The 21,936-nt window shown below is 39.7% G+C and carries 15 protein-coding genes; 9 read left to right on the top strand and 6 right to left on the bottom strand.

The features are described from left to right. The coding region (locus AC2JBO_RS06520) for a hypothetical protein (RefSeq protein WP_496952821.1) at positions 1-913 on the top strand (913 nt) is incomplete at its 5' end. Between the two features lie 141 nt (positions 914-1,054). On the opposite strand, the gene AC2JBO_RS06515 is transcribed toward AC2JBO_RS06520, so the two are convergent. Next, positions 1,055-1,675, bottom strand: a complete 621-nt coding sequence (locus AC2JBO_RS06515) for a hypothetical protein (RefSeq protein WP_496952820.1) — start codon at positions 1,673-1,675, stop codon at positions 1,055-1,057. 371 nt (positions 1,676-2,046) lie between these two features. Beyond that, positions 2,047-4,644, bottom strand: a complete 2,598-nt coding sequence (gene mutS, locus AC2JBO_RS06510; RefSeq protein WP_496952819.1) for a DNA mismatch repair protein MutS — start codon at positions 4,642-4,644, stop codon at positions 2,047-2,049. 297 nt (positions 4,645-4,941) lie between these two features. Between mutS and AC2JBO_RS06505 the strand changes: the two genes are divergently transcribed. The 4 genes from AC2JBO_RS06505 to AC2JBO_RS06490 all read left to right on the top strand — a co-directional run bounded on the left by AC2JBO_RS06505 (position 4,942) and on the right by AC2JBO_RS06490 (position 8,106). Then, positions 4,942-5,721: a Uma2 family endonuclease gene (locus AC2JBO_RS06505; RefSeq protein WP_496952823.1), complete on the top strand. Its 780-nt coding sequence runs from the start codon at positions 4,942-4,944 to the stop codon at positions 5,719-5,721. Positions 5,722-5,789: 68 nt separating this feature from the next. Further along, complete coding sequence (locus tag AC2JBO_RS06500) at positions 5,790-6,506, top strand: Uma2 family endonuclease (RefSeq protein ID WP_496952818.1); 717 nt, start codon at positions 5,790-5,792, stop codon at positions 6,504-6,506. Between the two features lie 234 nt (positions 6,507-6,740). Next, complete coding sequence (locus AC2JBO_RS06495) at positions 6,741-7,712, top strand: hypothetical protein (RefSeq protein ID WP_496952817.1); 972 nt, start codon at positions 6,741-6,743, stop codon at positions 7,710-7,712. Between the two features lie 220 nt (positions 7,713-7,932). Beyond that, positions 7,933-8,106 (top strand): hypothetical protein, encoded by a 174-nt coding sequence (locus AC2JBO_RS06490; RefSeq protein WP_496952816.1) that lies wholly within the window; start codon positions 7,933-7,935, stop codon positions 8,104-8,106. Between the two features lie 284 nt (positions 8,107-8,390). Here the strand turns inward: AC2JBO_RS06490 and AC2JBO_RS06485 are convergent, their stop codons facing one another. Beyond that, a complete protein-coding gene (locus AC2JBO_RS06485) occupies positions 8,391-9,743 on the bottom strand; it encodes a (Fe-S)-binding protein (protein WP_496952815.1) in 1,353 nt (450 codons plus the stop codon). Positions 9,744-10,024: 281 nt separating this feature from the next. After that, complete coding sequence (locus AC2JBO_RS06480) at positions 10,025-11,305, bottom strand: FAD-binding oxidoreductase (RefSeq protein WP_496952814.1); 1,281 nt, start codon at positions 11,303-11,305, stop codon at positions 10,025-10,027. Positions 11,306-11,518: 213 nt separating this feature from the next. On the opposite strand from AC2JBO_RS06480, the gene AC2JBO_RS06475 reads away from it, so the two are divergent. The 4 genes from AC2JBO_RS06475 (at position 11,519) to AC2JBO_RS06460 (ending at position 17,178) form a co-directional block, all read left to right on the top strand. Beyond that, positions 11,519-13,513, top strand: coding sequence for a histidine kinase dimerization/phosphoacceptor domain -containing protein (locus AC2JBO_RS06475; protein ID WP_496952813.1), 1,995 nt, complete (start codon positions 11,519-11,521; stop codon positions 13,511-13,513). A 13-nt stretch (positions 13,514-13,526) separates the two neighbouring features. After that, positions 13,527-14,738, top strand: a complete 1,212-nt coding sequence (locus AC2JBO_RS06470) for a hybrid sensor histidine kinase/response regulator (protein ID WP_496952812.1) — start codon at positions 13,527-13,529, stop codon at positions 14,736-14,738. 112 nt (positions 14,739-14,850) lie between these two features. Beyond that, positions 14,851-15,867 carry a sulfate/molybdate ABC transporter ATP-binding protein gene (locus AC2JBO_RS06465; protein WP_496952811.1) on the top strand — a complete coding sequence of 339 codons (1,017 nt, stop codon included), beginning with the start codon at positions 14,851-14,853 and terminating at the stop codon, positions 15,865-15,867. A 360-nt stretch (positions 15,868-16,227) separates the two neighbouring features. Next, positions 16,228-17,178: a WGxxGxxG-CTERM domain-containing protein gene (locus AC2JBO_RS06460; protein ID WP_496952810.1), complete on the top strand. Its 951-nt coding sequence runs from the start codon at positions 16,228-16,230 to the stop codon at positions 17,176-17,178. A 346-nt stretch (positions 17,179-17,524) separates the two neighbouring features. Here the strand turns inward: AC2JBO_RS06460 and AC2JBO_RS06455 are convergent, their stop codons facing one another. Both AC2JBO_RS06455 and AC2JBO_RS06450 read right to left on the bottom strand, forming a co-directional pair. Then, on the bottom strand, positions 17,525-18,463 hold the full coding sequence (locus tag AC2JBO_RS06455; RefSeq protein ID WP_496952809.1) for a HEAT repeat domain-containing protein: 939 nt from the start codon (positions 18,461-18,463) through the stop codon (positions 17,525-17,527). A gap of 221 nt (positions 18,464-18,684) precedes the next feature. Beyond that, entirely contained in the window at positions 18,685-21,828 is a 3,144-nt protein-coding gene (locus AC2JBO_RS06450; RefSeq protein ID WP_496952808.1) for an MFS transporter, read from the bottom strand. Positions 21,829-21,936: the final 108 nt, after the last annotated feature.

The following is a 21,936-nucleotide window of genomic DNA, read 5'->3' as shown; positions in this document are numbered from 1 at the left end:
GAGCTTAGATTACAATCAAATTTTAGCAGAATCAAAAGATGTAAAAACTCAACCCAAAAGACTAGATGAGATTTACCACTCGCTGAGAGATAGTTTTCCTAAAGCTCAAAAAAATCAAATAATTGAAGCGATAGGTTTAAATCCGAATACAGATTATAATACAATTAAAATTATTTTTCAAAAATATGGGGGAATGGCGGATAAGATTATCCAGCATAACCCAGCTATACCCTTACTACAACTATCAAAACCAGACATATTAAAAGATTGGATATTAGAGAGAAGCCATCCAATATTTTATAATGTTAGCACATCATATTTGCTTCAAGAAATTGCGTTTTCTACAGAAGATACAAAAGTATACGCCAATCTTGCAAACTCAAAACATGTAGCCAAAGAAATTATTGAAGCTATTGCAAACGATACAGATTTTTCTGAAGACCCGGACGACGAAGAAGAACTACGGTTAAGGCAAGAGCTAATCAAAAACCAGCATACTCCTGTACAGGTATTATTAGATGTAGTTCAGGAAGAACGTGATACTCAAGACCACGAGAACGCCTGGATAAATATTAACTCTTGTCCAAATAAAAAGCAAGAGGCGATTAAATATTTTGAATCGTTGAATAGTCCTGAGAAGACCTGGGCTGAAAATTGTGTAGGCAAAATTGAAGCTTTACTAGAGAAAGGCAAAAATGAAGGCGCCCTTGATGAAGGGGAAGAAGGATATCAAAGTTTTCTATATGATGATGAATACAAAATAGAAGTAATTCCGGAAGCTGGAATTAAAGCGTTGCACAAAGGTGAAATTTTCTATTCAAGAAGGCTCATTTTCAACTACGACATTCAATCACTTCAAGTATTTGTGAGTATGCCGACTGAAGACGATATTAAATTTTGGAACAATGTTTAGGTAAGAATCAAGACTTTGAGCAAGTGCCCGGACTCAAAATAATAAATTGGGCACTGTAGCTTATAAAGTTGAGCCGACGGTTGCTTCTGATACTACCAAAAATTAATAACATAAAGCAGTAGTGGATACCGTCGGCAAAAATTATACTGCAACTAAGTTTCGCAATTGTATCTCACTTTGTTGAAAAGTGTAATTAACAGCCGCAAATAGTTCATCTAATTCTTGAATTGTGTAATACTTTTTATTGCGAGTAAAAACATTTTGTTCTAATTTACCAAATTGCCAGAAGCCACCATTAGAAACAATACCATAAATAGTTACCTTGAATTCACCGTTCAATCTTTGAGCAGCAATCATCTCAGCAAGACATTGTGCCCAACCTCCTTCAAAGTCATCTTGCTTTGCTTCAACTAAGATTAAATAAGGTTTGTCAAATACAACTTTTCCTAAAGGCGATCTCGTTGCTAAAATATATTCAGGATACCCCGTTAGTTTTGCATCGCAATTAAGTAATTGGTGACTCCATAATAAAAAGTTAGTACGATAAGCCTTCCAAACTTCTTTTAAAACTGGGTAAATTAAATTTTCACAAATTGCAAATTCGGAGTTGTCTACAACAGCTTCATTCATCATTAACTCTAAGTCTTCGCGGAAATAATCTGAAATGTTAAATGATGTTTCAATAACAAAATTTGCTTCGGTGTAAGTAACCTGATATTCTTTGACTACTTCGCCAATAGTTTTGTAATTGCTAAAAGCCATAATTTGCGCGCGCCTTAATGTTTATAATTTACATGATAATTTGGTTTCAGTGGTCTTGCCATGCTAATAGCAGTCAGGAAAAATCATTCTGAGCTTCGCTCAACAGGATTCAAATCATTTTCCCAGAATTTTATACTGCTTTTAGGTATTATTAATGAAAGATAAACTTTTTCAAAGCTGTTTGTCTAGGTTGTCAGTAACGACCTTACAGGTTGTTTTATGAAGCAATTTGATAAATTATAGGTCGATACTTGGGTTTTGGAGTTGCTTTATCTTCAGATGTTGCTGTTTCCACCCATGCTTGTTACACCTGATGTCTGGAACGGGCAAGGATGCCCATTCCACAAGAGATGAAACTTTCTTACAGAGATTTAAGACTCTAAATTTTGTAGCCCAAGTGATATTTTACTGTGCTGTTCGATTTGTCCCATAACTTGCTTCGCGCGCTTTATGACTACAGGAGGTAAACCTGCTAATCTTCCAGCTTCAATACCGTAAGATTTCTGGGCACCACCTGGTTGAACTTGGTGTAAAAAGATAATTTGGTCGGGCATTTCTTTCACAGTTACTTGATAATTAGCAACATTCGGTAAAATACTTGCCAACTCATTCAACTCATGATAATGCGTAGCAAAAATAGTCCGCGCTTTAATAGACGTAGCTAAATACTCCGCAACAGCCCAAGCTATGGAAAGTCCATCAAAAGTAGCCGTTCCCCTACCTATCTCATCCAACAACACCAATGATTTACTAGTAGCATGATTAAGAATATTCGCCGTTTCATTCATCTCCACCATAAAAGTAGATTGACCCGTCGCCAAATCATCCACGGCGCCAACACGAGTAAAAATTCTGTCACAAACCCCCAACTTCGCATACCTAGCAGGAACAAAACTACCAATTTGCGCCATTAATTGAATTAACCCCACCTGACGCAAATAACAACTCTTCCCACTCGCATTAGGTCCCGTCAAAATAACCAAATCAGGAGAACACTCTTCTTCTTTGCGTTCTTCGCGTCCTTTGCGGTTCATTCCTCCCAAATTAATCGAATTAGGAACAAAAAACCCAGCTGGAATAGACTGTTCCACAACAGGATGGCGCCCATCAACAACATTAATCTCCCGACCATCCACCATCACCGGACGGCAATAACCCTGCATCACAGCCAACTCAGCTAACCCGCACAACACATCAGCAGCAGCAACCGCGCGTGATATATTGCGAATAGCCTCAGCATAAGCAGCAACTTCCTCACGCAACGCGACAAAAATCTCATACTCCAATTTATACAAATCATCCTGAGCATTGAGAATTCGAGTTTCCCGTTCCTTCAACTCCGCCGTAATATAACGTTCCTCATTCGTCAAAGTTTGTTTACGAATGTAATTACTAGGAACCTGGTCAGCTTTCGCGCGTGAAATACTAATATAGTAACCAAAAGTCTTATTAAACCCAACCTTCAAAGTTGGAATACCAGTACGCGCGCGTTCATCAACTTCCAAATTAGCAATCCATCTTTGGTCTTCCTCAACCAAAGCTTTCCTTTCATCCAACTGAGGATTAACACCAAAACGAATTAAATTACCTTCCTTAATAATAATTGGCGGAGACTCAACAACATGCGCGCTAATTTTTCTACCAATAACTTCGAGTTCAGGTGGAACCTTTTGTAAAGCTTTCAAAAAAGGTGCCTTTGCATCAGATACCAAATATGCTAACTCTGGTAATACCGCCAAAGACTCAGCCAAAGCTTTGAGGTCGCGCGCGTTTGCAGTTCCCGAACCAGTACGTCCAGCTAATCGTTCCAAATCATAAATTCGTTTCAATAACTGCCGAATATCATGGCGCAAAGCAGTATTTTCAATTAACTCTTCAATCGTATCTTGACGCGCGTTAATTCCTTTAATATCTAGTAACGGTTGTAACAACCATCTTCGCAGCGCGCGTCCACCCATTGAAGTAGAAGTTCTATCAAGCGACCATAATAAAGAACCATAATATGTACAATCACGAACCGTCTGCGTAATTTCTAGGTTGCGTCGTGTTTGATTATCTACAATCAAAAAATCAGTTAGTGTATACGAACGCAGCGGTTGTAAAGCAATAGAATTATGTTTTTGTGTTTCTTCGAGATATTGAAGCAACCCACCTGCCGCGCGTGCAGCCAAAGGTAAATGTTCACAGCCAATACCTTCCAAAGAACGTAGCCTAAACTTCTGTAATAAACGACTACGTGCTTCACCCAAAGAAAAAGGAATTTGAGAACGAAAACTATAACAAAAACTTGGTGGTAAACATTCTGGCAAACTCGAAGACTTTTCACCTGGACGTAATAAGGCGCCTAAGTCAGGTGCATTTGTTGGTATTAAAACTTCTGCTGGTTGTAACCGCATAATTTCCTGCGTCAAGTGTTCTAAATTACTAGCTTGCGTAGTTAAAAATTCACCTGTAGATATATCTGCATAAGCCAATCCCCAAGAATCTACTGCAATTACAACAGCAGCGAGGTAATTATTGCGACTAGCTTTGAGCATTCCATCTTCAAGCAGCGTACCAGGAGTAATAATGCGCGTTACTTCCCGACGAACTAATCTACCTGCTGCTTCCGAAGCATCTTCTACCTGGTCACAAATTACAACAGCATAGCCTTTTTCTACCAAATCTGTAGCGTGACGTTCCCAAGCATGATGAGGAACACCCGACATTGCGACTCTTCCCTGTTCCCCAGCTTGCTTACTAGTCAGCACGAGTTCCAACTCCTGCGCTAATACAACCGCGTCACCAAAATAACATTCAAAGAAATCACCTACCCGATAAAAAAGCACCGCATGGGGGTGCATTTCCTTGACTTCGACATAGTGCTGGTACATCTGACTGAGCTTGCTAACATCTACCTTGCGGTGGTCTGTAATGAAAGCAGCAGAAGCGTTAGAACCTGGTTGGGATGCAGAGTAAGAAGCTGTCATGATATCAAGATTACAAAAGTCAACCTGACAATATCCGATAATAGCTTGTTGTTCGAGTTACTTTCACTTTGTTCAAAGATTATTAATTTTTCGTATAATTTGCTTTGAACAGCTAGTTATCATATATAGTACCTATATTCTATTGTAAGTGGCGCCAGTTTGGCAACGGATGAGAGCGGATGTAACGGATAATTTATTTGTGAGATTAAAGCAGGCACTTTGGGCACAGCAAAACGCACGCAAAATAAACAAACTAAAATAATTTTAGAACCTCAAAACCAAACTCCATACCTAGCTATGCTAAAGTACAAATTGCTGCACAATCTACCTTCAGCAGAAGAATTACTTGACTCAGACGAGACACCTGTGGATAACGAACTGCAAGAATTAATACCAGGGTTATTAAAAGCAATCCTGTTAATGCTTTGGTCTGAGCGGATGGACTGGTTCTTTGGTATTGATATGGGTATTTATTACGACCAAGACGAACCACCAATTGTACCCGATGGTTTTCTAAGTTTAGGAGTTCAAAGATTTTATAATGAGGAGTTACGTCTAAGCTATCCGCTTTGGGATGAAAAAGTAGTACCCATTTTGGTGTTAGAAATAGTATCCAAAACGTACCGTAAGGAATACAGTGCCAAAAAAGATGATTATAAAGCGTTAGGTGTACTTTACTACGTAATTTATTCATCACGGCGCCGTCGTAAACCTCGCTTAGAGGTGCATAAACTAGTCAACGGTGAGTATGTATTACAGCAGGGCAACCCAGTTTGGATGCCAGAAGTAGGCTTAGGAATTGGATGTGAAAGAGCTACTTATGGAGGAATTCCGCGTGAGTGGTTATACTGGTACGATGAAAACTCAAATCGTTATCCAACACCCCAAGAACAAGTAAAAATAGCTGAACAACAAGCACAAACCGAAGCACAACGGGCACAAGCCGAGGCACAACGGGCACAAGCCGAAGCACAACGGGCACAAGCCGAAGCACAACGGGCACAAGCCGAAGCACAACGGGCAGAAAGACTTGCTGCTAAATTACGCGAGTTAAATATTGACCCAGATAGTATTTAGTTTAAAAAATGTAGTACATAAATATAGAATAATTGTAGAACCCTCAAACAAAACTGGATACAAGCGCGATGCGAGAATACAAATCACCGCAAAGTCTACCTTCGGCGGAAGAACTACCTGACTCAAATGAAGCGCATATAGACAATGAACTGCAAGAATTGATGCCAGGGTTATTAAAAGCAGTGCTGCTAACGCATTGGTCTGAGCGGATGGACTGGTTCTTCGGTATTAATATGGGTATTTATTATGACCCCGATGAACCGCCAATCGTACCTAATAGTTTTCTCAGTTTGGGGATTGAAAGATTTTATGATGAAGAATTACGTCCAAGTTATGCACTTTGGGATGAAAATGTACCAGTTTTGGTGCTAGAGATAGTATCAAGTACTTACCGCAAAGAATACTGTGCCAAAAAAGATGAGTATGAATCACTAGGTGTACTTTATTATGTGGTTTATTCACAATGGCGCCGTCGTAACCCTCGCCTAGAAGTAAGTATACTAGTGAACGGTAAGTACGTATTACAGCAAGGCAACCCTGTTTGGATGCCAGAAATCGGATTAGGAATTGGGTGTGAAAGGGGAGTTTATGCAGGAATTCCGCGCGAGTGGTTGTATTGGTATGACGAAAACTCAAAGCGATATCCAACACCCTTTGAGCAAATCAAAATAGCTGAACAACAAGCGCAAGAACAAGCACAACGGGCACAGAGCGAAGCACAACGGGCTGAAAAACTTGCAGCAAAACTACGCGAGTTGAATATTGACCCTGACAGTATCCAATAGACCACAAGCAAAGAACACTAATTTCTTAAGAAGGGTTATTCCAGTTAATTACCATCAAATAAAATTTACTTTTGTAGTTGGGTTACGCTTCATTCTACCCAACTTACATTTAAGATTGCATAAAAAGTGAACCTGAAACATAGAGACCAATAACGTGTAGAGACGCTCAAATCAAGGCGCCTCTACAAAGCTTATCAATATTCTGTAAATTTATTTTGTTAAGGATTAATCCAAGTGAAACTAAGCAAATATTCCACTCCCCTCTCAGGCTTATTAATTGCTTGGATGGTACTATCGAACTTTGGAAGTGTTTCCGCTTCTATATATGATTTAAAGGTAATACAGCCAGTTAATGCTCAAAAAATTGCTGCTAAATTACCAGCACCTCAAGTTGTTTTACAAGGTACAGAAGAATATACAGCTAACGGTAAAAACTTTACTAGATATCAATTAAATGTAGCTAACTGGGAAGCATACCCAGCAGAAATATTTCAAGCAGCTCCAGATTTGCCTGCTTGCGGAAAAAATAACAATTCTTCCAGAACCTGGGTAGATATCTTTAATGGTCAAACGAACCAACGTATCTATGGTTTTTGCGCGTTGCCATCACCCAAAGACTTAAACTTGATTTGGTTTGCCGTTGAAAAAGGGCAACAGCCGCCAAAATCAGTATATATTGTTTTAAAAGATAGAAAAACAAATAAAGATTATCGTTCCAACGATGTCTTTCTCGAACAAAAACAAGCGCAAAAAGAAGACTGTATTGCCTTTAACCCTAATAACATTGCCGTCAACCAAGTTAACGGTAGTTGGAAAATCGTCGAGAATGGGAATCACTGGATGTTTGACTTCGGCGCCAAAAAAGACGAAGCAACCCGTGCGTTCCAAGTTATCAAACAATACGGCATGAACAAATCCTGCTTTGTTGGGCGCCCGCAACCATCGTTCAAATACCTACTTGTAAATGATAATGCTCCATCAGGTGCCATTCCAGTAGAAGATTGTGTAGCATTTAACCCAGCAACAACAACCGTAAGCAAAATCAACAACCGTTGGAAAATTGTAGACGGTAATCACTTGATGTTTGACTTTGATACAAATAAAGCAGAAGCAGAACAATCCTTAGCTATCATTAACAAATATAACTTCACCCGTTCCTGCTTCGTTGGTAGACCTGACCCAAGTTTCACCTACCTACGTAAATAACGTTTCAAACGGACTACACAAAAATTAAGTTTGTTGCAACCAGCGGCAGTAGGCGCCACCGTCTAATTTTGGTAAACTCCTGTAGCACAGGCATCCCTGCCTGTGGATTCAGGATAAGTAAACTATAAAAGTACATCACCAATTTGTCATTTAATAGTATGTGCCTTATATGCTTGTCTGCTAATATAATTAAAACGTCCGCTTGCTGAACAAAATTTTTATGTCTAAACCTAAAATACTTCAAGAAGGACAAGCTTACACATTCCGCTCCTACTTCGAGTTACCTTATGAAACTGAAGATATTCTTGCGCTAGTTAGGTTACAGCTTTTCGCGCGTGCGTCTAACATTACCTTCTTCACAACGTATCCCAGAACGTTTACCTTCTCTAATTGAACACATAGAAGAGTTGTTACCCTTAGTAACATTATCAAGCGAAACCGCAAGACGCGAAACATTAGTGGTGCCAAAAAAATAGCGATTTTAGATTTGTCGTCTTTAAGCCCCCCTTATAGAGCCTACAGTGTACACACATCTTTAATAATCCTCCTTTGTGTTCTTTGTGTCTTTGTGGTTTATCCTTCTGATGGAACCACAAAGACACAAAGAAAGAGAAGAAAGGTAATTTTTAGATACTTGTGTGTACACAGTAGCTTATAGAGCGGGGGGGTTGGAGGGGATCAACTCAACTTCTCTCCACGAATTGCATAATCTAACAATTCTATTGGATGCATCACTTCAACATTCTTACCTTGCGCTTTCAAATGCTTGGTAATTTGCAGCGCGCATCCTGGGTTTGGTGAAGCTATTAACTCGGCGCCAGTATTTAATAAATTCTGCACCTTCTGCTGCCCAAGTTCTTCTGCCACTTCAGGTTGCAGCATATTATATACACCAGCACTTCCACAACATAACGCTGCATCTAACGGTTCTTTTAACTTAATATTAGGTATTTCTTGCAAAAGTTTACGTGGTTGAATACTAATTTTTTGCCCGTGCAATAAATGACAAGCATCTTGATAGACTAATGTCAAGGGTTTTTCTGTAATTGGTGATAGTTTTGTTGTTAGCCCAACTGTTGCTAAAAACTCTTGAGCATCTCTGACTTTTGCCGCAAATTGCTTGGCTTTTTCCCTGTACTCTGAATCATTTTCCAAGATGTGACCGTATTCTTTCAAAGTATGACCGCAACCCGCTGCATTAATAATTACATAATCAACGTTGGTATCGGCAAAACTATCTATCATTTGTTTTGCCAAAGCTTTTGCCTGCTCGGTTTGTCCTTGGTGTTCAGGAAGTGCAGCACAACATCCTTGTGATTTAGGAATTACAACTTCACAACCGTTTGCTGTTAATACACGTACTGTTGCTTCGTTAACTGGTGAGAAAAATAAGCGTTGCACACAGCCTAAAATTACACCAACACGGTAACGTTTTTCTCCTTGGGCAGGAATGATTGTTGGTAAGTTGCTTTGAAATGATTTTAAGGTAATTTCTGGTAATATCGAATCCATCGCGGCAAGGCGAGGAGAAATTAGTTTGAGTAAACCTGTCGCGCGCACTAGTTTTTGCAAACCCAGCTTTTGATAAACAAATAATGGAACTAAGAAAACACGTAAAAGGTTTGGGTAAGGAAACAGCGTGAAGATTAATTTACGTATTAGCGTATCAAACCAGTTGCGAGGGTAGTTACGTTCGACTTGATGACGAGTTGCCGAAATTAATTTGTCGTACTGTACCCCTGAAGGACAAGTAGTTACACAAGCAAGACATCCTAAACACGAGTCAAAGTGTTGTGCAGAAGCTTCATTGAGCGCTATTTCTCCTTCGTTTATTGCGTCCATTAAATAGATACGTCCGCGCGGAGAGTCCATTTCCTTACCCAGGACTCGATAGCTTGGACATGTTGATAAACAAAACCCACAGTGAACACAACTGTCTATAAGTTTAGGGTCGGGTGGATGGTTTACGTCAAAACCCTTAAGATTTTTGATGTTAGCAGTTTCGTTAGTTGGATTTTCTGAAGTTTGCATGGGAGTCAAGAGGAGGGATAAGGTTTGTTTTTATTTTTGTTTTTATTAATCTAGATTACAGGCGCCTTGTACTATGAGATGAGAAAGTTTGCAACGGATACAACGGATGTAACGGATAAAAGAATTGTTTGTAGAATTACTAATTCTTAGGTCTGCTGCGGAATGAGTAATTGGTAAGGTGCGTGACGCTACTAGATGCTAGCTTTGTTTCAAGATTGTTAATAGCGTCACGCACCCTACAATTATCCGTTACATCCGTTGCCAGTCCTCCCAACACAACGCTAGGCTATAAATTTTCCAGGGTTTAAAATATTCTCTGGGTCAAACTGCTGTTTTATCTTTCGCATTAAATCTATGCCATTTCCAGTGTAACCCCATACATCTGTTTTCTCCTTGATATCCGCAGGTGCCTCCAATATCGTTAGATAACCAGCGTGTTTCTCACATAACGCGCGCGTTTCTAATACTTTTTCTAAATTATTAAAGTGCAACATTCCTAAACCGCTACTGATATGCACTATTCCCATACCCCCTAAACTCAACGCTTCAACTGAGTAAGTTGGTAATATTCCGATTTTGCTTCTAATTAGATGCGTATCACTGGGAAAATATATTTGTTGTTGTAATTTCTCCCATAAGCTTGTGTCTTGCTCGTATAAACTCCCTTGTAACCCTAACTCCTGTCCAACCTCTAAAAGTCTACTTGTTTGTTCCTTCACACTTTCGGCAATACTTTGAAAGCGAACAATCATACCAAGTCCTTTTCCCAATTCTAAACTTGATACTACTTGACCTGATAATAAATCTGCTTGTGTTGGAGTTAACGCAGAACTACGTAAAATGTCTGCTGCTTGCTGTAATGCGTTACTTTCTCCCGTTAATACAACAGTAGAGGACGCTGACTGCATTGGATATAACCTAAATGTCGCTTGGGTAATAATTCCTAAACTGCCATAGGAACCAGTAAATAACTTCATCAAGTCGTACCCAGCAACATTTTTTACCACTCTTCCCCCAGCTTTGGCTATTTGTCCCGAAGCTAAAACAAACGTAATACCAAGCAGTTGGTCGCGAACGCTGCCATAACGCTGTCGCAGTGAACCAGTATCACCTGTAGCAATAATGCCACCAATCGTAGATAATGGATTTGGGTCGAGAGCAAGAAATTGCTTTGTACTTCCTAGCGCTTCCTGCAAAGTGGCAAATTTCGTTCCAGAATAGACTGTTACCGTCAAGTCACCAACCGCATGTTCGATAACTTGATTCATACGCTCGGTGCTGATGACTATATCTATATTACTTACCAAATTGCCCCAACTCAGCTTGCTTGCATTTCCGCAACTTAGAATTCGCCATTTGTTACGAAATCCCAAAGCGACTAGTTCAGCTAATTGAGTTTCTGTATTAGGATAAACGATACAACTTGGATGTGTTCCAGGTAAAAACGTGCGACTGATACGGTCTAGGTGACTAGTTTCAACCGACTCCCACACACAAACCGCATCTTCTTCTACTATTGCAGCAATTTGTGGAATCTGTTTCTCATTGGACATCGTTTTCATTTATTCACCTATGTTCCCGACTTAACTATTTTATGGCTTTAATCCAGTCACGCAGCTGTGTTCCAAGTGGAAATACAGATTTTTGTTTCTGATATAGTCTTAATCATTAAGATAGTTTTATCTAAAAAACAGATTTGCTAAATAATTTTAAGATGTATAAGAATTAACATATTAATAATCATTCTAGTTTTGCAATCATGAGAAAGCGTCGCTATGCTACCAGTTGAAACCCTTGTTCGCTCAATTCCAACATTTGCCCCCGATACGCCACTAACAGATGTTATTAATTTTATTGATATAAACGAGGAATTAAAATGTCTTGCGGCGCCTATCTCTTGTTCAAACCGCAATTCCAGACACATCGATTGTATTTATATTGTTGAAAATTTGCGTTTACAAGGTATACTTACTATCGTTGATTTAGTAAAATTACTTATTAAACAAGTCGATTATAGTACTATTACAGTCGGGCAATTGATGCAGGCGCCAGTAACAGTTAACAAAAATGTTGATATTAGTACTCTTTTATCACTTTTTCAGCAATATAAATCTTTACCGATAATTGATGACGATGGTTATTTTATAGGGGTTATAACACCGGAGGCAATAGCAGCACAATTACAAATTCAACTTCATGACACCAAGCAAAAATTAGAACAGCAAATGCAACGCAGTCAGGAAAAGTTGACATTAGAGTCTAAATTTGCACTCCGCGCGCAAGAATTAGCAATGACAAACCAGGAACTACAGCAGAAAATTTCTCAAAAAGTTAAAACCGAAGCGCACCTACTACAAACTACATGCGAGTTACAAGAGATATTTCAGGCATTTCCCGATATTTACTTTCGTCTTACTGCTGATGGAACGATACTTAGTTACCATGTTCAAGACGCATCAGCACTATATTTACCACCAGAGGAATTCTTGGGTAAAAGAGTTCAAGACTTAATGCCATTTGAGGTTTGCAACAAGTTTCAAACAGCAATTACCGAACTTCATCTGACAAATTCCCTTGTCGCTATCGAGTACTGTTTGCCAATGCGTGATGAAGAGAAAAGTTATGAAGCACGTTTGCTACCTTCAATTCAAGAGCAAATAATTGTTATCATTCGTGACATTACACAACGTAAGCAAGCACAAGTTGCTTTACAACAATCTGCATACGAACTCGAACAAAGAGTTGAATATAGGACACATGAACTCAAGAAAACAGAAGAGCGATATATCCGAGCAATTTATGCAGGAAAAGTTGGGATATGGGAATGGAATATTGACAATAACGAAATTTATATCGACCGTAACTTAAAAGCAATGCTGGGTTATGCTGATAACGAAATATTAAGTTGTTTTGAAAATTGGTTAAGTTTAGTTCATCCTTCTGACATAGATGCGCTAAAGGTCGAGATAAATGCTTATATTGAAGGCTTGATTCCAAAATACGAGATTGAACACCGAATGCGACACCGAGACGGTCATTATATTTGGTTCTTGGCGCGCGGTACAATGATGTGCGACATTAACGAGAAAGCGTGTTTCATTGCAGGTTCCAATACAGATATTACCATCAGCAAATATACAGAAACTCGTCTCAAAGCATCTTTGAAAGAAAAAGAAGTATTGCTGAAAGAAATTCATCATCGTGTAAAAAATAATTTGCAAGTAATATCCAGCTTACTGAGATTACAGGCAAGATATATTAAAGATGAAGAAGCATTAGATATTTTACGTGATAGTCAAAATCGTGTACGCGCGATGGCAATGATTCACGAAAGCTTATACCAATCGAGCGACTTAGGGAAAATTAACTTTTCCGAATACATCCGCAACTTAAGTAATAATTTATCTTCCGGTTATCCAGTTAACAAAGATATCAAAATTCATTTACAAATCCATCAGGTGCAACTTAGAATAGATACAGCAATTCCCTGTGGTTTAATTATTAATGAACTCGTTTCAAATGCAATCAAACATGCATTTGTAAATCAGGATTTTGGTGTTGTATATATAGACTTTTTAGATTTAGGAAATAGTAAATACTCTTTTAGCGTCAGTGACGATGGAGTTGGGGTTCCCGACGATATCGACACACGTAGAAGTCAATCTTTAGGGTTACAATTAGTTTGGAGTTTAGTTGAGCAATTAGAAGGTTCAATTGTTTTTAACAACAAATTCGGAACCTCATTTACAATCACATTCGTCGAACAATAAGGAGGAATTAAAAATGAACAACATCCTGGTTGTGGAGGACGAGCGTATCATTGCTTGCGACATCAAAAATTCACTCGAACGCTCTGGTTATAATGTACCTGCAATTGTTGCGTATGGAGAACAAGCTATTGAAAAAGCAGAAATGTTGCAGCCAGATTTGATTTTAATGGATGTAATGCTCAAAGGCGATATGAACGGTATCGAAGCAGCAGAGGAAATTTATACTCGTTTTCATATTCCTGTTATTTATTTAACAGCCTATTCGGATGAAAATACGCTTGCCAAAGCTAAATATACTAAACCGTTTGGGTATATACTAAAACCATTTGATGAAGCTCAATTAATTACAACTATTGAAATTGCCCTCTCTCGACATCAAAGTGAAATGTTGATGCAAGAAGCTTTGCATCGTGAGAAAGTATTACGCGAACAGAAATCTCAGTTTGTTTCAAAGGTCAGTCATGAATTTCGCAACCCTTTAAGTGCGATAATTACCTCTACTGAGTTACTTACGCTTCATAACAACCAATTCAACGAAAGTAAAAAAACCGAGTATCTCAATCATATCAAAAAAGCTGCCACGCAAATGACTGAGTTACTAAGTGATGTTTTACTCGTTGGTCAAGGTGAGGTAGGTAAAGTACATTTTAATCCGGCGCCTTTAAACTTAGAGAAATTTTGCACCGAATTAACCGAAGAAATTCAACTCTGCACCCGAAACTCAAATCAAATAATTTTTACCATTCAAGGAAGATGCGTGCGGTATGATACACCAGTAATATCAAGTACACAATGCTTGGAAAACAATTCTGGTAAAAGTCTTGATAAAAATAATCTTGCCTTAACAGAAAAAGTAACTACCCAGCTACCCCTTCTTGACGAGAAGTTACTACGTCATATTCTAACTAACTTACTAACCAACGCTATCAAATATTCTCCAGATGGTGGCACCGTTAAATTTGACTTATTTTGTCTCCAAGAAGAAGCAATTTTTCGTATTCAAGATAAAGGTATTGGAATTCCATATACAGACCAGCAAGAACTATTTAATTCATTTTACAGATGTCGCAACGTTGGTAATATCCCTGGCAACGGCTTAGGACTGTCAATAGTTAAACAATACGTCGAACTCCACGGCGGAGACATAACCTTCGCTAGCAAAGAAGGTGTTGGCACAACTTTCATCGTTTCCATACCGCTAAAACAAGATGAGGGAAAAGCGTAAAACCAGAACCATTGGATATATCCAATGGTTCTCAAAATTAACTACATATGGTATATTTGTCACACGTTATCCCCATCCATTAACCGTAGATTCCAAATAGAGGTGCTTAACCGTGGGCATAGTAGTTGATAGTGTATCTAAACAGTTTGGTAGTTTCAAGGCAGTTGATAACGTTAGTTTAGAAATAGAAAGCGGTTCGCTAGTAGCGTTACTAGGACCATCGGGTTCGGGAAAATCTACTTTGCTGCGGTTGATTTCAGGGTTGGAACTGCCTGACACTGGTAAAATACTACTAACAGGCAAAGACGCTACTTATCAAAGCGTTCAAGAACGAAACATCGGATTTGTGTTTCAGCACTATGCTTTATTCAAGCATTTAACAGTACGTCAAAATATTGCTTTTGGGCTGGAGATTCGCAAAACGCCAAAAAAGAAAGTCAAAAATCGAGTCTCAGAACTATTAGAATTAGTGCAACTCAGCGGACTTGGTGACAGATACCCATCACAGCTTTCAGGGGGACAAAGACAGCGTGTCGCATTAGCACGAGCATTAGCTGTTGAACCAGAGGTATTACTTTTGGACGAACCATTCGGCGCCCTTGATGCTAAAGTTCGTAAAGACCTGCGCGCGTGGTTACGTCGTTTGCACGATGAAGTGCATGTAACAACAGTATTTGTAACCCACGACCAAGAAGAAGCAATGGAAGTTTCTGATAAAGTAGTCGTAATGAATAAAGGTTGTGTCGAGCAAATTGGTACTCCCTCCGAAATTTATGACCACCCAGCATCCGCATTTGTAATGAGCTTTATTGGGCCTGTTAACGTACTACCAAGTACCTCTGGACTATTTCAAAGTAATGGATTTGATTCAGCACACCCAGAAATGTTCTTGCGACCCCAAGATATAATAATAGAAACAGTTCCCAACGGTACAACAGTTCCAGCGAGAATCAGTAGGTTAATCAACTTAGGTTGGGAGATACAAGCGGAGTTAACCTTGGAGGATGGGCAAGTAATGACAGCGCATTTATCGCGCGAACGCTTTGAGCAACTGCACATCGAACCACAGCAAAAAGTTTACGTTAAACCAAAAGACGCAAAATCTTTTCCACTCTATTATTCAATTTAATCAAAACACCAATATAAACCAAATAAACCAATGCAGAGACGTTACATGTAACGTCTCTACATTGTTGTTGCAGGCGCCTATAATTGACAAACATTGAATTTGAATATTGTTGGGTTGATTATGGTTTTTAAATTTTCGGTTATATATTCCTTTTGGTGCAGTCGGTTTATGTCTATGGTGGAAGTGGGAAAAATCCAAAACATTTATTGTAGTTAAGTAATTTATAAATTAGTTTTTGACTTCAAACTAATTTCAAATTCAAAAAATTTGACTGTAACAAGTGCAACTGGATTAGATTGTATTTAAGTTTTGCATCGCCAAAATCAAACCATCGAAACAAAAATCGGAGCAACTAAAACAATGAAGCCTTCTAAAATCTCTAAACTATTATTGACTAGTGTGTGTGTTTTTGGTTTAGCTACTTTACCTACATATTTACCAGCTTCGGCGCAAACAGGTGGTTCTGGTTCAGGCGCCGGTACTTCTGGTAGTAGTGGTACAAGCTCGACTTCAGGTACTAGTACAAATGGTACGACTGGCACGACTGGTACAAACTCGACTTCAGGTACTGGTATAAATGGTACGACTGGTACAACTGGTACAAACTCGACTTCAGGTACTGGTATAAATGGTACAACTGGCACGACTGGTACAAACTCGACTTCAGGTACTGGTATAAATGGCACGACTGGTACAAACTCGACTTCAGGTACTGGTATAAATAGTACGACTGGTACAGATTCAACTTTTGGAACTGGTACAACCACTGGTACAGGTACAGCAGGTGGTCGTAACTCTGGAACTGATGCAACTACTGGTGCTGGTTCAAGCACTGGTAGTGGTTCTGTAGGTGGTCGTAATACTGGAACCGGTGCAACTACCGGAACTGGCGCCACAACTGGTACAGGCACAGCAGGCGGTCGTAATGCTGGAACCGATGCAACTACCGGAACTGGCGGTACTACAACTGGTGGTACAGGTACAACCGATACAACTGGTACGACTACTGGCGGCACTACAACTGGTGGTACAGGTACAACCGATACAACTGGTATCAATACTGGCGGTGCGACAACTGGTACAACTGGTACGAGTACCGATGGAACTACTACAGGCACAACTAATACTACTGGAACTGGTACAACAACTGATACTACTAATAACCAAACTACAACTGGAGTGCAACAAAGACCTCGTACTAACTGGGGATGGCTTGGTTGGTTAGGATTACTTGGTTTGGCTGGTTTCCTGCGACGTGATAATCAACCGCGCGTTTATCGTGACCCTAATGAAGTAAGCACAAAATATTAATCGTAGGGTGCGTGACGCCCAGAAAAAGCTTCAACGTAGCGATAAGACTTCTAGCGTCACGCACCAACTTTGCAGGTTACGTCAATCTTTATTTCCAACAAGTACCTGAAAAATATTTATAAATAGCGCGGATATTGCTGAAACAAATAATACAAGTAATAATCCTGAAAATGCAGCGAAAGGCGAAAAAATAAATAATAGCAGAAAGCCAAATATTACAATTGATACTAAGGTTTTATTCATTTTATTTTCCCTTATCTTTAGCTTGTACGATGCGGTACGGTGCTTGACACCACTTTCTTTGCGCTTCGTTTTACAATGGTAAGTGGTGTCACGCACCCTACTCTTAATAAACAATTAATTTATTTGTTTGAACCCTTCCAAAAGAGATATTTTTGGATTTAATTAATTGCTGACTAATTTTACGTCTATTTCTTTCTTGTTTCAATGCTTCAAGGGGTGTTTTAACTCCAGAAACTGCTTCAAGTCGAAATTCTAACTTTGGTATTACAACAACTTTTAAACCTTTTTCCAAATGTACAATCACTGTATCTAAATCTTTGGTGGATACTTGTTTGACTTTTTCTTGCACGTTTGTACCGATAGCTCCTAAAGCATATGCTGCGCTATGTCGGACTGATATATCTTGGTCGGACATCGTTGTAACTAAAGCTGGTAGTGATGGTAACGCGCGGACTCCTATCTTACCTAATGCGGTTGCTGCTGTTAACCTCACCCAAGTTTCTGTATCTTTTAATGTTTCTGTTAAAGTTGGCACAGCACTTTCAGCATAATCGCCAAGACGAGTTAAGCCGTGTGCTGCATTATAACGTACAGAAGGATTTTCGTGTTTTAAATTGGCTACCAAGTAAGGAATCATTGCTCGTTTACCAATACTACCAAATGCTTCCACTGCGGCAGCACGAACTTTTTCGTCTTTGTCTTGTAATGCTCTTGATAGTGCTGGTAAAGCAGGCGCCGCATCTTGACCAATTTTAGCTAATGCAGTAGCTGCAAGCGCGCGTACTTGGGGATTTTGATGCTGTAATGCTTCAATTAATGGTTGAACTGCGGGTTTACCAATACTCACGAGTGATTTTAGCGCTTGTTGATTTTGAGTTTGATTGGCTAATTGTTCAATGTATGAGTTGAGTTGTGAGGAGTTGGTAGTTTGTGCCCAAGTTGACTGTGGAAAAGTGAGTGGTGCAAGTAATAACGGTGATACTGCTATGAATATTGAGGCTTTACGTAGTGCTTTAGATACAGGTGATTGTACTTTATTCATTAGGATGTTACGCAAGAATCTAATAGTTGTCATAGGTAGGTTTAATATTCGCTTGTTAACATATCTAAAGAATAATAACGAATGTAATGGCGAATTGTTTCCAAACATGCGGTTGTAGAGACGCGATTAATCGCGTCTCTACATAGACAATTTTTTACAAAAAAACCTCTCGCATTTGGAGAGGCTGGTTTTATTAAAGATTAAGCGGAAATAATTATACGCTATATGAGTCCTGTTCTAGCAGCTACGGCGCCTGCTAATGCTGCGGATATAGCTGAAAAGACTGCTGTCCCGAACAACCACCAAGCGGCATTTTCTGCGGCTTTACGAGTTTCTTCGGCTTGTTTTTGTGCTTGACGTTTTACGTCTTCTATGCGTCGTTGCGCTTCCTGTTGGATACGTTCTGCACGCTGTAATACGTTGTTGCGCGCGCGTTCAACTTGATCGATAATTCGGTTGACATCATCAGGAGAGATGTCCTCGCGGGAACTAAGAACTGCGACCAAAGTATCACGGTTGAACGATTGCAAGCGGTCTTTTAAAGCGTCGAACCCTGCTTGTGGGTCGTCGAATAACTTGCGAACATCGCGCTTGATGCTATCGTAGTTTAATTCTGGACGGTCAAGGGAATTTAAGTAGTTACGAATTTGAGCAAAAACTCCATCGATGGCATCTTGAATTCGACGTTGAATATTACGCACTTGCTCAACAAACTGGTCACGTACTGAGACTATATTGTCGGCGATTTGTTCAGCTTCAGCATCTGTAATATCTTCGCGAATTTTTAGCAGTGCTACTATCGTGTCGCGATCAAAGTGCGAGAGACGGTCGGATAAACTGTCTATTCCTACCCGTGGGTCGTGCAATAGTAAGTTTAAGTCACGTTTAATACCTTCTGGGTTGAGTTCTTCTTTACCCGTTTGGCGCAAGTACTCTTGTAAGTACGCTTGGAAGGTATCTACTCGTTGCTGTGTACGAGTCGCTATTCGACGTGGGGCGCCTATAAAGTCACGAATCGATGTTTGTAATGAATCAATGACTTGGTTAACTTGCTCTTCGCTTAAATCACGTCGTTGTGTCAGTAGTTTTACGAGGGTATCTCTGTCAACTTTTGACAAACGACGACGTAAAGCTACTACACCTTCCTGTGGGTCTTGGAACAGTTTGTTTAAGTCGCGTTGAATACCTTCAGGGTTTAACTCGTCTTTACCTGTGTTTCGCAGGTAATCTGCAAGCGTAGTTGTAACTGTGTCGTATTGTTCTTTTGCTTTATCAACTATATATGAAGGCGCCTGACGAACGCTATTCCAAGATTCTGAAACTGTATTAACAATTTGATTCGCTTCAGCTTCCGTCATATCTTGACGCTGCGCGAGAAGTTGCACCAAAGTATCGCGGTCAAATCGAGATAAACGTGCCCGAACCGCAGCAATTCCTGCTTGGGGATCATCAAGTAGCTTTTTAATGTCCGCGCGGATTGCATCAGGGTTGAGTTCTGATTTACCCGTATTTCGCAAGTACGATTCTAAGTTCAACCACAAAGTTTCAGCTTGATATTTAGCTTGCTCTGCTAGTCCTTTCGACTCAATTAAAACTTGGTCGCGCTGTTTTTCTAGCAGGTCAATAACATAGTCAGCTTCTCTAGGTTGAATATCATTACGTTCGAGCAAAGTATTGCTCATTATTTGACGGTCAAGTACTAACAAGCGTCGTGATAACGTTTCGTAGTCTGCGTCTTTATCTTCGAGTAATGGTTTGAAGCGTTGCTGGATACCTTCGGGTGTTAGGTCTGCTTTGGGAGTAACTAGCAAATAACTTTCTACTCGACGCTGCAAATCTTGAACTATTTCCCGTTCTTCATCTGCTATTACTTGAAGTAAAACTTCTTGACGAATTACTTCAAGTTGGTCGGCAATACGGTGAATTTCAGTTTGTGTTAATAGTCCACGCTGTTGAAGAGTATTAATAAAGTCGTTTCTTCCAAAACTTTCTAACTCTCGTCGAACTTGACCAGGGTCAGCAGCATGGTCGTAAATAACATCGCGGAATTCTTGTGCAATTTTCTCTTTACTTAGCTGCCATGCATAGGTGTTAAGTAAATAGTTTTCAACATCCGCGCGGATTGGGCTATAAGGTTGAGATGGTGTCGGAATTCCTAGCTTCTCTGCTTGTTCAGTGACTTTATCTTTGGCTTGACCCAAGGCGCCGATGATTTTTTCGACATCAAATTCAGATAAATCTGTACGTCCTAGTACAATTCCTGATAAGGTCGATAATCCTTGTTGTAACGTTCTTTGTATTGGACGAGGGGTTGCCTCTTTAGCAGCTTTTTCATCAGCTTGTTTTGCCGAACGTGTTTCTGCGATTAAAGCCTCTAATTTCGCATTAAGTTCGTCTGTTTTTGTTTGTCCGGGTTTTAGCGTTTTGAGATATTCAACTAACTCACCCAAACGGTCTGTTTGCTGGGGGTGTTGATTAACGACTTGCTGCCAAACTCCATATAATGTGTCTGCTATACGATTTGCATCACGCTTGGATATATCAGTGCGGTCACTAACCAAACTAATAAACTTATCGCGGTCAATATTACGAAGGTCAGCACTACCCGCAATGGCTTTTAGCTGTGGGTCATTGAGTAACTTTTCAAACTCGCCTCGAATCTTACTCAAATCCAACTCGGGTGGACGCAGCATTTCCAGATAATCTTCTATATTATCTCGAATGCTTGCAGGGTCAACTGCGCTGCCTAACTCTCTACGTACTGCGGCGGCAGCAGCTTCTGCTGTTGCGACTACTTGATTATTTACAACTTTAGCTCCAAATGCAGCGGTTGCAGTTCCCATAATCGCTTGCAGTCCAGATGTTGCAGTATTAACAACATTACCGATTAAAGAACCTACCGTTGTAGAACTTACCCACACTAATAATAAGAAGTAGGCGCCCCATATAACTAGTCCCAATATTGCACCCAACCCAGGACTGAGAATCAGCAAACTGAGTTTAACAGCTAGGAACGAGGCAATTGCTAGGGCAACAGTAACGGTAACTAAAGTCCAAATACCGACAGCAGTACCGATTTTACGAATTGTGCCGCCAAAACTATCTGCTTCTGTGTGTTCTGAATGGGAGTCAGAATCATTTGAGCGTCCAAGATAGGAAATTCCAGCAGCAACCGACAGGTTTGTTAAAACAAACTGAATTGCGAAAGCAAGAATCACACCAGCGATTAGAGCTACAAAGAAATGAGGCCCTGCTGTAACCACCGATGCTTGTGCTGGTGAGATTTGTCGGGTATCTACTGCCGTCTGCATAAACCATAATAACGGCTTAGACAGTTCCAGCCTTATATCTAAATAATCAAACATTGTATTTTTTCCTCTAATCTTTAAATCGGTGCGACCTAATTTACATAAAGTAAAGTTATTGTATCTATGTGTTCACCCAACTCTTAAGTAATAGAATCCGCTATACAG

This window comes from Calothrix sp. CBUCES-K 9914 (genome assembly GCF_059640475.1).
This window is presented reverse-complemented; position numbering and strand designations above follow the sequence as displayed.

Coding starts and splice junctions, on each gene's coding strand:
- AC2JBO_RS06515 (WP_496952820.1), bottom strand. CDS start 1,675: ATGGCTTTTAGCAATTACAAAACTATTGGCGAAGTAGTCAAAGAATAT.
- mutS (WP_496952819.1), bottom strand. CDS start 4,644: ATGACAGCTTCTTACTCTGCATCCCAACCAGGTTCTAACGCTTCTGCT.
- AC2JBO_RS06505 (WP_496952823.1), top strand. CDS start 4,942: ATGCTAAAGTACAAATTGCTGCACAATCTACCTTCAGCAGAAGAATTA.
- AC2JBO_RS06500 (WP_496952818.1), top strand. CDS start 5,790: ATGCGAGAATACAAATCACCGCAAAGTCTACCTTCGGCGGAAGAACTA.
- AC2JBO_RS06490 (WP_496952816.1), top strand. CDS start 7,933: ATGTCTAAACCTAAAATACTTCAAGAAGGACAAGCTTACACATTCCGC.
- AC2JBO_RS06485 (WP_496952815.1), bottom strand. CDS start 9,743: ATGCAAACTTCAGAAAATCCAACTAACGAAACTGCTAACATCAAAAAT.
- AC2JBO_RS06480 (WP_496952814.1), bottom strand. CDS start 11,305: ATGAAAACGATGTCCAATGAGAAACAGATTCCACAAATTGCTGCAATA.
- AC2JBO_RS06475 (WP_496952813.1), top strand. CDS start 11,519: ATGCTACCAGTTGAAACCCTTGTTCGCTCAATTCCAACATTTGCCCCC.
- AC2JBO_RS06470 (WP_496952812.1), top strand. CDS start 13,527: ATGAACAACATCCTGGTTGTGGAGGACGAGCGTATCATTGCTTGCGAC.
- AC2JBO_RS06460 (WP_496952810.1), top strand. CDS start 16,228: ATGAAGCCTTCTAAAATCTCTAAACTATTATTGACTAGTGTGTGTGTT.
- AC2JBO_RS06455 (WP_496952809.1), bottom strand. CDS start 18,463: ATGAATAAAGTACAATCACCTGTATCTAAAGCACTACGTAAAGCCTCA.
- AC2JBO_RS06450 (WP_496952808.1), bottom strand. CDS start 21,828: ATGTTTGATTATTTAGATATAAGGCTGGAACTGTCTAAGCCGTTATTA.